At 41.8% G+C, this 14,506-nt stretch carries 18 protein-coding genes; 15 read left to right on the forward strand and 3 right to left on the reverse strand.

Annotated elements, in window-relative coordinates:
- Nucleotides 1–28 precede the first annotated feature (28 nt).
- A complete protein-coding gene (locus tag AAZR19_RS02740) occupies nucleotides 29–952 on the reverse strand; it encodes a COX15/CtaA family protein (RefSeq protein ID WP_076839830.1) in 924 nt (307 codons plus the stop codon).
- A 393-nt stretch (nucleotides 953–1,345) separates the two neighbouring features.
- On the opposite strand from AAZR19_RS02740, the gene cyoE reads away from it, so the two are divergent.
- The 6 genes from cyoE (at nucleotide 1,346) to ctaG (ending at nucleotide 7,518) form a co-directional block, all read left to right on the forward strand.
- Nucleotides 1,346–2,263, forward strand: coding sequence for a heme o synthase (gene cyoE, locus AAZR19_RS02745; RefSeq protein WP_034281660.1), 918 nt, complete (start codon nucleotides 1,346–1,348; stop codon nucleotides 2,261–2,263).
- Between the two features lie 279 nt (nucleotides 2,264–2,542).
- The gene (gene coxB, locus AAZR19_RS02750) at nucleotides 2,543–3,610 is read left to right on the forward strand and encodes a cytochrome c oxidase subunit II (protein ID WP_041108876.1); all 1,068 of its coding nucleotides are present in this window, start codon (nucleotides 2,543–2,545) and stop codon (nucleotides 3,608–3,610) included.
- 175 nt (nucleotides 3,611–3,785) lie between these two features.
- Nucleotides 3,786–5,657 carry a cytochrome c oxidase subunit I gene (gene ctaD, locus AAZR19_RS02755; protein ID WP_076839511.1) on the forward strand — a complete coding sequence of 624 codons (1,872 nt, stop codon included), beginning with the start codon at nucleotides 3,786–3,788 and terminating at the stop codon, nucleotides 5,655–5,657.
- Nucleotides 5,657–6,277: a cytochrome c oxidase subunit III gene (gene ctaE, locus AAZR19_RS02760; protein ID WP_024424780.1), complete on the forward strand. Its 621-nt coding sequence runs from the start codon at nucleotides 5,657–5,659 to the stop codon at nucleotides 6,275–6,277. The genes ctaD and ctaE overlap by 1 nt, the downstream gene beginning before the upstream one ends.
- A gap of 2 nt (nucleotides 6,278–6,279) precedes the next feature.
- Nucleotides 6,280–6,609, forward strand: coding sequence for a cytochrome c oxidase subunit IVB (gene ctaF / locus AAZR19_RS02765; protein WP_024426910.1), 330 nt, complete (start codon nucleotides 6,280–6,282; stop codon nucleotides 6,607–6,609).
- Nucleotides 6,610–6,639: 30 nt separating this feature from the next.
- Nucleotides 6,640–7,518 (forward strand): cytochrome c oxidase assembly factor CtaG, encoded by an 879-nt coding sequence (gene ctaG, locus AAZR19_RS02770; protein WP_034281665.1) that lies wholly within the window; start codon nucleotides 6,640–6,642, stop codon nucleotides 7,516–7,518.
- 73 nt (nucleotides 7,519–7,591) lie between these two features.
- Here ctaG and AAZR19_RS02775 read toward each other — a convergent pair whose 3' ends face one another.
- A complete protein-coding gene (locus AAZR19_RS02775) occupies nucleotides 7,592–7,957 on the reverse strand; it encodes a YugN family protein (protein ID WP_041108878.1) in 366 nt (121 codons plus the stop codon).
- 134 nt (nucleotides 7,958–8,091) lie between these two features.
- Here AAZR19_RS02775 and AAZR19_RS02780 point away from each other — a divergent pair, with 134 nt between their 5' ends.
- The 9 genes from AAZR19_RS02780 (at nucleotide 8,092) to coaD (ending at nucleotide 13,177) form a co-directional block, all read left to right on the forward strand.
- Entirely contained in the window at nucleotides 8,092–8,541 is a 450-nt protein-coding gene (locus tag AAZR19_RS02780) for a CBS domain-containing protein (RefSeq protein ID WP_024426912.1), read from the forward strand.
- A 122-nt stretch (nucleotides 8,542–8,663) separates the two neighbouring features.
- Nucleotides 8,664–9,707 carry a CAP domain-containing protein gene (locus AAZR19_RS02785; RefSeq protein WP_024424280.1) on the forward strand — a complete coding sequence of 348 codons (1,044 nt, stop codon included), beginning with the start codon at nucleotides 8,664–8,666 and terminating at the stop codon, nucleotides 9,705–9,707.
- A 110-nt stretch (nucleotides 9,708–9,817) separates the two neighbouring features.
- Complete coding sequence (locus AAZR19_RS02790; protein ID WP_041108880.1) at nucleotides 9,818–10,231, forward strand: YlbD family protein; 414 nt, start codon at nucleotides 9,818–9,820, stop codon at nucleotides 10,229–10,231.
- Nucleotides 10,232–10,250: 19 nt separating this feature from the next.
- Nucleotides 10,251–10,499, forward strand: a complete 249-nt coding sequence (locus tag AAZR19_RS02795) for a YlbE-like family protein (protein WP_024424278.1) — start codon at nucleotides 10,251–10,253, stop codon at nucleotides 10,497–10,499.
- A gap of 73 nt (nucleotides 10,500–10,572) precedes the next feature.
- Entirely contained in the window at nucleotides 10,573–10,980 is a 408-nt protein-coding gene (locus AAZR19_RS02800; RefSeq protein ID WP_041108882.1) for a hypothetical protein, read from the forward strand.
- A gap of 57 nt (nucleotides 10,981–11,037) precedes the next feature.
- A complete protein-coding gene (locus AAZR19_RS02805; protein WP_007499807.1) occupies nucleotides 11,038–11,487 on the forward strand; it encodes a YlbF family regulator in 450 nt (149 codons plus the stop codon).
- Nucleotides 11,488–11,552: 65 nt separating this feature from the next.
- The gene (locus tag AAZR19_RS02810; RefSeq protein ID WP_024424276.1) at nucleotides 11,553–11,825 is read left to right on the forward strand and encodes a YlbG family protein; all 273 of its coding nucleotides are present in this window, start codon (nucleotides 11,553–11,555) and stop codon (nucleotides 11,823–11,825) included.
- 310 nt (nucleotides 11,826–12,135) lie between these two features.
- Nucleotides 12,136–12,693 carry a 16S rRNA (guanine(966)-N(2))-methyltransferase RsmD gene (gene rsmD / locus AAZR19_RS02815; RefSeq protein ID WP_041108883.1) on the forward strand — a complete coding sequence of 186 codons (558 nt, stop codon included), beginning with the start codon at nucleotides 12,136–12,138 and terminating at the stop codon, nucleotides 12,691–12,693.
- A gap of 1 nt (nucleotide 12,694) precedes the next feature.
- Complete coding sequence (gene coaD, locus AAZR19_RS02820; RefSeq protein ID WP_024426917.1) at nucleotides 12,695–13,177, forward strand: pantetheine-phosphate adenylyltransferase; 483 nt, start codon at nucleotides 12,695–12,697, stop codon at nucleotides 13,175–13,177.
- A gap of 13 nt (nucleotides 13,178–13,190) precedes the next feature.
- Here the strand turns inward: coaD and ylbJ are convergent, their stop codons facing one another.
- Complete coding sequence (ylbJ, locus tag AAZR19_RS02825; protein WP_041108885.1) at nucleotides 13,191–14,399, reverse strand: sporulation integral membrane protein YlbJ; 1,209 nt, start codon at nucleotides 14,397–14,399, stop codon at nucleotides 13,191–13,193.
- Nucleotides 14,400–14,506: the final 107 nt, after the last annotated feature.

Below are 14,506 nucleotides of genomic sequence, written 5' to 3' on the forward strand. Positions count from 1 at the left end.
CTCTCCACATGAAAGGGGGATACAATTCTTATCTAAATGGCTCTTTGCTTTCATATTTAAACCGGGCAATGAGTAAGCAGAAGTAGCATAGTACCCCAAACAAACAAGAAATAAAGAATGAATGAGCCAGCGCGTAACCAAGTGCAAGCTGAGAATAAACAGACATCACACCTGAAATGGCTTGAAGTGTAATGAGAATGGCTGAAATGATCCATCCATAATACAGCTGCTTCTGTTCTTTATAATGTTTCATGGCATGGAACATAGCGACAAATATCCAGACGAATAAAAGAAGTGCTGCTGCTCGGTGGGACATTTGAACCCACTGATTAAAATACGTTGGAAGCGCACCGTCTTTTGAACAAAACGGGAAAACAGAGCATGCAAGGCTTGACTTTGTATGTCTCACATAAGCGCCCGTATATACCACGATATACGTATACGTGATCAACCCATAAATATGGAACTGCATTTTTTTGCCGATATGAAGCGGCTTCACAAGCTTTGTTTCAGATCTGGTTGCTTCAAAGACAAGAAGTGCAAGCAGTAATACTGAAGCAAATGAAATGAGTGAAATACCGAAGTGCAGTGCCATCACAAGTGCGTTAGAACCAAATACGACAGCAAGAGCTCCTAACAGCGCTTGAAGCATTAAGAATATAATGGACATGATGACCAAAAATTTGGTTTCACGGAATACTGGACTAATTTTTTTCCAGCATAAGACCGCCAGTGCCAGAACAAGAATGGTGGAAACTCCTGTTGACATGCGGTGACTCCATTCGATGATGGAAGCGGGGTTCATTTCAGGAAAGAAACGACCGTGGCAAAGGGGCCACTGTCTACCGCAGCCAAGACCCGAACCGGTTTTCGTCACAAGCGCACCGCCAATCAGTACGATCAGCATCACAAACGTTGTGATCGCGCTCAATAGCCTTAAAGCAAATTTCATCAAATTATTTCACCTTCTCTAAAAAACTTCTGATGTAAATGAAAACCTCACATGCTCTCAAGTTTAAGCCAAATGCGTGTTCTGTTGCAATTCATAATGACCAAAGTTCACAAAAAAATGATATGTTAGTTCACAAAGTTTACAGATTTAGAGTGCTTGATCTTTCTTTGACAGTCTGATAGAAATAGAGGAGAGAATATTTCATTTTGCACCGCCTTCTGAAACACACATATATCCTAATAAATTCACGAAAAGTTCACAAATAACTTCAAGTTTGTCGTTTATTATTTAATAGGATGTTTTTTTACAGCTGTTTATCTTGTATGATAGAGTTGTAATGATTTTACGTGTCATTCGTTCGTTTGAAGGTTTGGGCAAGGGAGGTTATACACATTGGCAAATTCCAAAACAGCCGCGGAAGCAGCTATTCATGGACAAATAGAAGAAACAACAGCGTGGAAAGATTTTCTTGCTCTGATTAAAATGGGCATCGTCAATTCCAATTTCATTACGACATTTACTGGAATGTGGCTTGCTTTTTATTTTACAGGTATGAGTTTTCTTGGAAATCTTGATATTGTGCTGTTAACAATGATTGGTTCTTCTCTTATTATTGCCGGTTCATGCGCAATTAATAATGCGTTTGACCGTGATATTGATATATTAATGGAAAGAACAAAAACAAGACCGACGGTTACAGGTAAAATTCAGCCGGGGCAAGCGTATGCATTTGGCATTCTGCTTGTTGTATTAGGACTCATTATGCTTCTGATGACAACCATTACATCAGCAGTGATTGGATTTATTGGAGTCTTTACTTATGCGGTTCTTTACACCATGTGGTCTAAACGCCATTACACCATCAATACAGTTATCGGAAGTGTATCTGGCGCGGTTCCGCCATTAATCGGCTGGACAGCTGTCACAGGTACAATCGACACAACGGCTTGGGTTTTGTTTATGATTATGTTCATTTGGCAAATCCCGCACTTCCTGTCACTTGCGATTAAGAAAACGGAAGATTACCGTAAGGCGGGCATTCCAATGCTGCCAGTTGTTTATGGCTTTGAAGTCACAAAACGCCAGATCATCATTTGGACAGCATGTCTTCTTCCGCTTCCATTTTTCTTAGGTGGATTAGGATGGCCGATTGTCGCACTTGGTACATTGCTTAATATTGGATGGCTTGTTATTGGCCTTATGGGCTTTAAAATGAAAGACATCATGAAGTGGTCAACGCTCATGTTCGTTTATTCATTAAACTACTTAACCATCTTTTTCGTAGCGATGATTATTATTACACTATTCTAGAGTGAAATACACTTTGATCACATCAAAACAATGGCTATATCTTATAACACAACATTTTCTAACAACTATGAAAGCCGCCTGATATTCAGTTCTATTTAGGCGGCTTTCTGTTTATACATAGATGGTATTTTGAGTAAAAACATCATTTTTTTATGAAAAGAGGAAATGTAAGTGCTTTTATAAGAGGCGGGGGTTATGGATGAGTGAGAAGTGATTTTATAAATAAGAGGTAAAAAGCGAAAGGCAAAGGAGATCAAGCAAAAGGGGTTGGGACAAATTATGATAAGAAAATGGCGTGTTTATTCACTGTTTCTCTTACTGACGCTCGTTTTGGCGGGCTGTGGTGAACCATACTTATCAACACTCAAGCCTGTTGGGGAAGTAGCAGATAAACAGTTTTTCCTAACGGTACTGAGTACACTCATTATGGTTCTTGTCGTCATTGTTGTATCGATCATTTTCTTTTACGTCATCATTAAATTCAAACGTTCTAAAGTGGGAGAAGATACGATTCCAAAGCAGGTGGAAGGGAACCGCAACCTGGAAATCACATGGACAGCGATTCCGATTCTTCTACTCATTATTCTCGTTGTACCTGTTGTGGCATATACGCTTGAACTAGGGGATACAAGCGCTATGGATAAGAAAAAACGAGATCCTGAAAAGACACTTGTTGTCAATGTAAGAGCCAGCTTATATTGGTGGGAATTTGAATACCCTGATTATGGGATTGTCACAAGTCAGGAATTGATCGTGCCAACAGATCAAAAGGTATACTTTAAGCTGAAAGCGTCCGATGTCAAACACTCATTCTGGGTTCCATCGGCTGGCGGTAAAATTGATACAAACACAGATAATGACAACAAATTTTATTTAACCTTTGACTCGAAACGAACGAAAGATGCAGGGGAATATTTCTACGGGAAATGTGCGGAGCTGTGCGGGCCGTCACATGCTTTAATGGACTTTAAAGTTAAAACGCTTTCTCAAGATGAGTTTTTAGGATGGACGAAAAAAATGGCTGATTACAAGAAGCCTGAATCCACAAAGGATCTCGCTTTAGAGGGCGAAAAGCTATTTAAAGAGAAAAACTGCTTAAGCTGTCACGCAGTAGAGCCTGGTGACAAGCGGCCGGAAGCAGCAAGGACTGCACCAAACCTTGCGACCTTCGGAGAGCGGACGAAAGTAGCTGGAATTAAAGACATGAACAAAGAAAATGTGAAAGCATGGCTGAAAGATCCAGAAAGCTTTAAACCAGGTAATAAGATGACAGGAACGTACCCTAAATTAAATGACTCAGAAGCGGATGCACTTTACGAGTATTTAAAAGGTCTTAAAATCGAGTAACAACTAGAGCAGATATTCAAGAGGGTATGTGATCGATGTGAAGTTTTTGTTAAGAGCTCCCGAATATGTCTCTACAACCGAGAAGTCGTCATCTGTCAGACATAGTCTGCTTAAAGGATCGTGAAGAAAGACATCTATATGAAAAGGGGCAAATGGGAGATAAGAGGGGGATTTCATGGTGAGTACAATAGCTAAAAAGCGGGGGTTTGGCGCTGTCTTATGGGATTACTTGACAACGGTTGACCACAAAAAAATTGCCATATTATATTTAGTGGCAGGGGGATTTTTCTTTTTGGTTGGCGGGATAGAAGCGATGTTTATCCGTATTCAGCTAGCCATCCCTGAAAATGATTTTGTCAGTGCAGGGGTTTACAATGAAATCATGACGATGCATGGAACGACAATGATTTTCCTTGCAGCTATGCCGCTGTTATTTGCATTAATGAATGCGGTAGTACCAATTCAAATTGGTGCACGTGACGTAGCATTTCCGTTTGTGAATTCACTTGGTTTTTGGTTATTCTTTTTCGGAGGAATTTTCTTAAACCTTGGATGGTTTATGGGCGGAGCACCTGATGCAGGCTGGACTGCATACGCTTCGCTCACGCTGAATTCAGAAGGTCATGGAATGGATTTCTACATTTTAGGTTTACAGATCGCGGGTATTGGTACGCTGATTGCAGGAATTAACTTTCTTGCAACGATTATTAATATGAGAGCGCCTGGTATGACGTATATGAGAATGCCGCTCTTTACTTGGACGACATTTGTCGCCTCCGCACTTATTTTATTCGCATTCCCTCCGCTGACAGCAGGGCTTGCGATGCTGATGCTTGATAGAATGTTTGACACGAGCTTTTTCAATCCAGAGCTTGGAGGAAATACAATCATCTGGGAGCATTTGTTCTGGATTTTCGGACACCCGGAAGTATATATCTTGATCCTGCCGGCATTCGGAATCTTTTCTGAGATCATTCCGGTGTTTGCAAGAAAAAGATTGTTTGGTTACTCGTCCATGGTGTTCGCTACTGTATTGATTGGTTTCCTTGGATTCATGGTGTGGGCGCATCACATGTTCACTACGGGGCTTGGACCTATCGCCAATGCGATCTTTGCTGTAGCGACCATGGCAATTGCGGTGCCAACAGGAATTAAAGTATTCAACTGGCTGCTCACGATATGGGGCGGTAATGTGAAGTTTACAACGCCGATGCTTTATTCTGTTGCCTTTATTCCGTCGTTCTTACTTGGCGGGGTAACTGGGGTCATGCTTGCGGCAGCTGCAGCGGATTATCAGTTCCATGATACGTATTTTGTTGTGGCGCATTTCCATTACGTCATTATCGGCGGAGTTGTATTCGGTATTCTAGCAGGTGTGCATTACTGGTGGCCGAAGATGTTTGGAAAAATACTGAATGAGAAGCTTGGGAAAATTGGCTTTGTGCTGTTTTTCATCGGTTTCCATTTAACTTTCTTTATCCAGCATTTTCTCGGTCTATGGGGCATGCCGCGCCGGGTCTTTACATTCCTGCCAGGTCAGGGTCTCGAGCTTGGGAACTTAGTCAGTACGATTGGGGCACTGTTTATGTTTGTAGCTGTTGTGATCATGCTGATTAACATCATCTGGACAACAGCCAAAGGGGAGCGTGTATCGAGCGATCCTTGGGGAGATGGAAGAACACTTGAATGGGCAGTGTCTTCGCCTCCGCCAGAATACAACTTTAAACAGCTTCCGCTTGTCAGAGGACTAGATCCATTATGGATTGAAAAAATGGATGGTAAAAAAGGAATGACAGCATCTGAACCGCTCGATGATATTCACATGCCGAATAACTCCATCTTGCCTGTCATTATCTCATTCGGTCTATTTGTGTCAGCGTTTGGTTTCATGTATCGTCAAGAGCACAGCTGGGGGCTTCCGGTGATCTTCATTGGTCTTGGTATTACGTTTGCGACCATGCTCGTTAGGTCTCTGAAAGATGATCATGGATACCATATTCACAAAGAAGATTTGACCGACGACGATGATAAAGGGGTGAAAGCATAATGGAACCACAAAAAATGACGGCGGAAACCTTTCCAGCTTCTCCTGAGAAGGCCACGTTAGAAGGGAAGAATAAGTTTGTCGGGTTCTGGCTGTTTCTTGGAGGAGAAACCGTTCTGTTTGCATCGCTTTTCGCCACTTATTTGGCGCTGAAAAACTCAAATGCAGGCGGAGCAAAAACAACTGATATGTTTGACCTCACACTTGTCTTTATTGCCACAATGCTTCTATTAACGAGCAGTTTAACGAGTGTGTATGCCATGTATCATATGAAAAACTTTGCCTTTAAAAAGATGCAGCTTTGGCTTGGTATCACGGTCCTTTTAGGTGCTGGATTTTTAGGGGTTGAGATTTATGAGTTTTATCACTATGTGCATGCGTATGAATTTACGATTACCAGCTCTGCTCTTGGTTCTTCCTTCTATACACTTGTAGGAACTCACGGAGCTCACGTTGCCTTCGGACTTTGCTGGATTACCGCTCTTATGATTCGAAATATGAGACGCGGACTTGATTTATACAATGCGCCGAAATATTATGTGGCAAGTCTCTATTGGCACTTCATTGATGTTGTGTGGGTCTTCATCTTTACCGTTGTATATTTAATGGGAATGGTGGGATAAGAATGGGAAATAAAAACACAAATCAGTCCAAAGTCGATCTTGTATATCGTAAAAAGAAAAATGCCGAGGAAATGAAGCATCAGCTCATTTCCTTCGGCTTGATGATTGGATTAACATTTGTTGCGTTTTTAACGATCGCCTCAGAAGACGTTGGAAATTGGTTCGCAGTACCATTTATTTTACTGCTTGCAGGCATTCAGGTAGCTTTTCAGCTTTATTATTTTATGCACATGAACCAAAAAGGGCATGAAACACCCGCCTTGTTTCTATACTCAGGTGTGTTTGTTGCGTTTATTACCGTATTAGCCTTTTTGACCATTATATGGTGGTAAACCCGCTTTGCCCTTGAAGGAGGCGCAGCAATGGAGAACTTAGAAATATTCGGATTTCGGGCATTATGGAGCCCTTATTATTTGACTTGTATTGTGATAGCAGCTGCTCTTTATCTGCTTCTTGTGACAAAGGGAAAGCACCGTGCGACGGTGAAAGAGAAGACGTTATTTCTGACGGGGCTTGTTCTGTTATATGCTGTGAAAGGGAGCCCAATTGATTTAATGGGGCATATTATGTTTAGTGCACATATGGCGCAAATGGCGGTGCTATACTTAGTCATCCCGCCTCTCCTTATTACAGGATTGCCTCCAGCCATATGGGAGCGGATCATTCAAACACCAGGTATTCAAGCTGTTTTCCGTTTGTTTTCCAAACCTTTAATTGCACTGCTTGGATTTAACGGATTGTTTTCGCTGTATCACATTCCGCTTGTGTTTGATTTTGTGAAAACAGATCCGTTTTACCACGCATTGATGACGGTGGTTATTTTTATCGCTGCCTTTTTCATGTGGTGGCCGCTTGTCCATAAAGTCCAAAGTCAGCCGCAGATCACAGGCATTTTGAAGCTTGGATATATCATGGCAGACGGGATATTGATGACTCCGGCCTGTGCACTCATCATGTTTAGTGAAGCACCGATCTATGCAACCTATTCTGATGCCGGCGCATGGATACAAGCACTGCATTTATGTGTGCCAAGTGATATGCTTGCAGGCCTTGCTCTCACTGGCCCTGATATGTTCCACACCTTGCCGCTGCTAGAGGATCAGCAGCTAGGTGCGATTTTGATGAAAATTATTCAGGAGATTGTGTACGGCTCTATTCTTGCTGTTGTCTTCTTTGACTGGGCAAGAAAAGAAAGAGCGAAAGATGCCGTACCAGATGCGCTTATTCCGAAATATGAATAAAAAAAGCACAGCCAGATGGCTGTGCTTTCATCGTATGAGGAAAAGGGCTAAAAAATCATTTTAGCCCTTTGTTTTATGCTTCAGCCGTCATGGCTTCTAGTTTTTCCTTCAGCTGTGCAAGTGTTTTTTTGCTTGATTGAATGAGAGACTTAGGGAATTCTTCGCCTTCGCCGTATTCAACGCCATGTGGATAATAGTGTTTTCCAAGTAACGGTGTTAGAAGCTGAATGTGTGCCTTTTTGGAACCGACATCTCCTTCAGTAGCGTAGCCGGAAATCCGTAAATAAAAGGTTCCCTCTACCATGCTGTACTTTCTGTCGTATGTCACACGCTCATAATCCCATTGATCGGCTCGTACAAATCCTTCACTTTCCATAATGAAATCTAATTTATTTAAGTCAGCTGATACCTTTTCAATCCCCGTATCTTCAAACTTCACCCAAAACCCCTCCTTATAAAATTTCCCTTTACTGACAATCATAGTATGAAAGCGTTAAACTTTCAACTGTGAAAGGTATGTTCTTTTATAAGCTGGTTACAGTAATAAAGAAAATAACGGATGGAGGAATCAACATGAAAACGAAAAAAATCAAAGATATTATGACAAAAAAAGTAGTGACATGTCAGCAAGATGACAATACGTATGAAGCAGCAGTCAAAATGAGAGATGCTGATATCGGTGCCATTCCAGTGGTTGACGGAGATCAGCTCGTTGGGATAGTAACAGACCGTGACCTTGTGCTTAGAGGCATTGCAGAAAAAAAGCCAAACTCACAGGAAGTGGGCTCGCTGATGACAAAGGAAGTACTAACAGCTGAAGAAGATGCAACACTTGAAGAAATTGTCCGGCTCATGTCAGAGCATCAGCTCCGCCGCATTCCTGTTGTAAAAAACGGCGCATTAACAGGGATTGTCGCTCTAGGAGATTTATCAGTCGAAGATTTATCAAATGATCGCGCGGGAGAGGCACTGACAGAAATCTCTCAACAGGATCAAGATCATGGACAAGGATTTCTTCATTAAGAGGGGCATATTTTAAATTCGTGTTAAATAGGCTGTATTGTCGTTGATAAATGGAGCAAGTTTTGTTTAAATGACAGTAGAAGGTACTTTTTGTACCTTGCCAATTTAACGGAGGTGTTTATTTGAAAACTGTGCTCAAAACACTCCTCATCCTCCTGATTATATCTGGAACGTACGTTCTGTTTATTCAATATGGATCTTCACCAGAAAAAGAAAACAGCAATGAACCGAAGGTGTCTAATGAAGAAACATCTAGCGATAAGCCGATCAACATCCCCAAAAAGGGGCTCATGTCCTTTATGGGGAAATCTTCAAACGAAGTGCTTAAACAGCTGGGAGAACCAGATCGCATTGATCCTTCCGCATATGATTATGACTGGTGGATTTACAACCAATCGAAGAAGCACTATATTCAAGTAGGGGTAAAGGATAGTAAAGTGGTGACCTTGTTTGCAACAGGAGACGGTCTGAATGTAGAACCGTTTAAAATCGGTCAAGCCACGAGTGAAGTATTTAAGAAAACACAAATTGCACCTTACATTCATGTGGAGGATGAACAAAATTCATACCGCTTTGAATTCTCAGAAGATGATATGAATACAAGACCCACTGTGAAAGTGGGAGATGATGTGTATGTTCAGCTTTACATGGATAAGTTTGAAAGCACCCTTTCAAGTATCAGGGCCTTCAACGCAGATACATTTGTGAAACAAAAGCCGTATGAGGTGGTCTACCGAGGTCAATTGGTAGAACCTGAGGCGATATCAGGCGAAAAGTGGAAAGATATCGAAGCTTCCAGTCAAAAACAAATTTTTGATATGACCAATATTATCCGCCATAAGTACAACCTGCCGATCTTAAAGTGGGATGATGAAACCTCTGAAGTGGCCTTCATGCATAGTGAGGACATGAAAGAGAATCATTATTTCTCCCATGAATCTAAAAAATACGGTACGCTGAAAGACCGGTTAGAAAGAGGCGAGGTGGGCTTTCAGCTCGCAGGTGAAAATATTGCCTATAACTATGTCGATGGACCTGCAGCGGTAGAGGGCTGGCTCAATAGTGAAGGTCACAGGAAGGCGTTATTAAATAAAGATTACACGCATCTTGGCGTAGGGGTGAAAGAAAAATATTACACCCAAAATTTCATCAAGAAAACTTCTTAAACGAAAGCAGCTGCATGGTCGCAGCTGTTTTTTTGATGGTGAAAAAGAGGCTCACCAAAACAGATGCTGGTGTATATAGTATAGTAGGCATTTGTATGGGGGGTGAGGATATGACAAACAAGCAAAAACAAACATCCATTGATGAATTTAAACAATTCGTCAGACGCCATCCGAAGTTAATTCAAGAAGTGCAAACGCAAGAAAAAAGCTGGCAAAGTGTATACGAGAATTGGGTCATGTTTGGTGAGGAAGATGAGATGTGGTCACCTTACCGGCAATCGAAATCTGAAGATGCGAAAGAAGAAAGAGACTCTAAGCCAAGTGAAGCAGGAAAAGCAGATTTTATGTCTAAAATGGTTTCTGCTGTGAAAAAAATGGACGCTGATCAAATGAATGAACAAATTAACAAAATGAGCCAGTCTATTTCCTCTTTACAAAGCTTACTCGGCCAATTTTCATCCAACGGTTCAAAGAAAGGTTCATCTGGAGGCAGTCAGCACCCATTCTCCTTCAGGAAAGATTAAGTGAAAGGGGATGCTTCTGGTGCGAAAAGAAGTACAGGAATTTGTCATGGCCGAAGAGGAGCGAATCAAATTCATAAGGCAGCGTCCTATCTGGTACAGACAGCTGACGCGACATCCTGAAAATCTAACGTCCTTTGAATTAGATAAAATGAACTTTTACGAAAAAACCATTCCTCATCGTGTGAGTCAGTTGAGCAATAGCGTCCAAATGGCTGAAATGATGATTCAAATGTTCCAAGCAATGCGCAATCAAAATGGAGCCGGCTGAGGCTTTTTTTGAGTTGATTAAGATGTCTATTTCCTGAGCATCCTATAAACGTAGATGAAAGGAGAATCAGATGATGAAATGGATGCTGTCAATAGGCGCATTGCTTTTTCTTGTCACCGGGTGTCAAAGTCAACATGGAGAAGAGCAAGTGATTAAGCAAGACCCAGCAGTACCAGTCATGCAGCAAGCCCAAAGCGAAATGAAGCAGCAAGGCTTTTTGAAATACAAAGTGCAAGGGTCGTCTGTCTATATAGAAAGTACACTTCAAGATTTTCATCTTCAGCCAGAGCGTCTGAAAAAGAACGAGAAGGCGGGATATTTTACAGTGTATGTAGACGGGAAACGTGCAGGGAATGAGTATACCGCGGCATTTGTGGTCAAGCATCTTTCAAAAGGAAAGCATAAAATGACTGTTATGCTGAATTCCCGTCATCCAGAATATAAACAGAAAAGAGAAACATGGGATGTATTTGTCACGTAAAAGCATTTTCTGATCCATAGGTTTCGTGGTAAACTATGAATTGGAGGTGCAACATTTATGTATGCGACAATCGAATCTGTGGAGCTCCAAGAGGAAGCAAATCAATTGGCTGCCATGATTCTTCAGTCGGAGGAGGCTGAACATTACCGCAACTGCTTTAAGCGTCTCCAGCAAGACGAAGAAGCCCAACAAATTATTGCCCATTTTACAAAAGTAAAAGAGCAGTATGAGGATGTGCAGCGGTTTGGCAAATATCATCCGGACTATAGAACGATCTCAAAGGAAATGCGTGAGGTCAAAAGAAAGCTAGATCTTCACGATACAGTGGTTGATTTCAAAAAAGCAGAAACAGCGATTCAATCCATCTTAGATGAGATTAGTATTGAAATCGGTCAAGCTGTATCAGCATATATTAAAGTTCCAACAGGGAACCCATATTTTGATGGTCTATCATCATGCGGCGGTGGCTGTGGATCAGGTGGCAGCTGCGGCTGTAAAGTATCTTGACGAGACTTGAATGTCTCGTCTTTTACATAATGAATGAAAAGAATTGAAAAGCGGCAGGTGAAAAGATGGAAACCAAACGTCAAGGGATGGTCGTCTGGCTGCATTCGTTAAAGCAGTCAAAAGCGCTAAGAAAATTCGGAAATGTTCACTATATTTCAAGGAAAATGAAATATGCTGTGATTTATTGTGATATGGATGATCTTGAGCGCCATATGGCTAAACTCAGCTCGTTACCATTTGTGAAACGTGTTGAGCCTTCATATAAACCTTTTATTAAATTAGAGTACGAATCCAAATTGGACAAAGCAAAAGAGTATGATTATAAGGTGGGCTTTTAAAGACACAAAAAAATCCCCGCGGCATCACCCGCGGGGTCCTTCTATTCTTAATGATTCATTAAGGAGAAGGCAAAGGGAGAGGAGAAACCGGAGGAAGAACTTATGGGGAAACGTAAGTCTTCTCCGCGGTTGGCAACAGCACCACATCAGATGCTGTTATAAGTAGTATGACCCCGGATTTCTTGATCTATACATAGAAAATGAATGAATATCCGCGCATTGTTCCTTGAGGAGTGATGTGGTAAGATAATGTTGAATTTTTTGTCATAAACAATGACGAATAGAAGCAAGCAGAAAAAGTGGTGGAAAAATGAGAGTCATCTCTGGAACGAGAAAAGGCCGCACACTTAAAGCGGTTCCAGGTCAATCAACAAGACCGACGACAGATAAAGTAAAAGAATCAATATTTAATATGATCGGCCCGTATTTTGATGGTGGATGGGCTCTTGATTTATTTGCAGGAAGCGGTGGTTTAGGGATTGAAGCGCTTTCTAGAGGATTCGATCATTGCATATTTGTTGATCGAGATATAAAGGCGATTCAGACGATTAAAGGAAACCTGAATCAATTGTCGCTAATGGATCAAAGTGAAGTGTTTCGAAATGAAGCAAAGCGTGCACTCGCAGCTGTTGTGAAACGAGAGGAATCCTTTCAAGCCATTTTCCTTGATCCGCCCTATAAAGATCAACAGCTAAAAGCACTTCTTGAAATGATTGACGAGCACGCCTTGTTAACAGATGACGGCGTGATCGTGTGTGAGCATGATAAAGATGTGAAGCTGCCAGAAGAAGCAGGACAGCTTCAAATCACAAGACAGGAACTGTACGGATTGACTGGTATTACGATCTATAGAAAGCGGGGAAATTAGCATGGGGAACATAGCCGTTTGTCCGGGCAGCTTCGATCCAGTCACATTGGGGCATTTGGATATCATCAAAAGAGGTGCAAAGATTTTTGATGAAGTGTATGTATGTGTACTAAATAATTCATCTAAAAAACCGTTATTTACTGTTGAAGAACGGTGTGAGCTTATTCGCCAAGCAACGAAGGAGCTGCCAAATATCAAAGTTGAATCGTTTCACGGCCTGCTTGTTGATTACGCGAAGCAAAAAGAAGCCAAAGTCATTTTACGCGGACTAAGAGCTGTGACGGACTTTGAGTATGAGATGCAAGGCACCTCAATGAACAAAGTGTTAGACGATGAAATTGAAACGTTTTTTATGATGACCAACAATCAATATTCCTTCTTAAGCTCCAGTATTGTCAAAGAAGTAGCGAAATATCATGGGGCAGTCAAAGATCTTGTACCAAAAGAGGTAGAAGCAGCGCTGAAGGAAAAATTTAATGGATGAGTGCACCCAGCACTCATCCATTTTTTAATTTCCGATAGTATAGCGCGATATACACAATCAAGCTGCAAAGTGTGATCAAAGGACCAGCTGTCACAAGCTGATTCCAAAGCACGCTGCTGAACATGACGACCTGCTGGCCTGCATCAAAGGCACCCGCTGGGAGAGCCATGTCTGATCGAGAGACATAAAGAGGCTTGAATAATAAAAAGGCAAAAACAGCTGCATAAATCCCGTGAAGCAAGCGGGCAAAGAAAAACGGTTTAAAGCGGATATCGGTTGCCGCTAAAATGCCGGCGACTTGGGCTTGAACAGAGAACCCGCTGAATCCTAAAATAAAGCTGACGACAATGGTTTTAGCGAGAAGGGTGACTTCCTGTGACCCCGTCATCTGGCTTCCTAATGTGATTTCAAATAAACCGGCAATCATGGCAAGGTCTAATTCTGGCGGAAGATGCAGCGTTTGCAGCATATATCCGAGCCCTATAGATAAAAGGTCTGTCACATGGACAACTGACAGCATTTTGCTAAACACAGAAAATAAGATGATAAAGCCGCCAATCATAAAGAGTGTTTGGACTGATGACATGACTGCATCACTTAACATTTGGCCGAGCGGTCTTTTCTCTGCGAGTCTTGCTGTATGAAGAGCATTGAATGCCTCTTTAAACGGGGGGAATAAAAACTTCTTACGGCTTCTTAGGTGTGCATCATGGCGCGCTTTATATCCCCGCATCGTCACACCAACAGCGAGATTCCCTAAATAATGAGCGCTGGCCAATACAATGCCTAAAGCTGGATGATGAAAAAAACCAACAGCCACCGCACCGAAAATAAACAATGGATTCGATGAATTTGTAAAGGAAACGAGACGCTCTGCTTCGATCCGCGTCAGCTGCCTTTCCTGCCTCAGTCTTGTCGTTAATTTCGCACCAGAAGGAAACCCTGAAGCCATTCCCATAGCCAGTACAAATCCGCCTACACCCGGCACCCGGAAGATGGGGCGCATAAATGGCTCTAATAATACCCCGACAAATCTGACAATCCCGAAACTAATTAATAGCTCGGACAAAATAAAAAAAGGAAGCAATGATGGAAATACAACCTCCCACCACATTGCAAGTCCATTTTTCGATGCTTGCAAAGAGGCTTGTGGGTGTGTAATCACAGTGGCTGTTAAGAAAATAAAAAAAGCAGCGATGAACAGAGTGTTCCATTTTTTCATGGAGATTTCGCCCCTTGCCGTTATGATCTATTGGCGAGCTCGTGATTATAGAAAAAGAAACTAGCCGAGCCTGTCTTCTATTACTATACGAGCAGTAGGGGCATGTT

Source organism: Bacillus sp. Je.9.29.b (genome assembly GCF_051129925.1).
GTDB classification, from domain to species: domain Bacteria; phylum Bacillota; class Bacilli; order Bacillales; family Bacillaceae; genus Bacillus; species Bacillus safensis.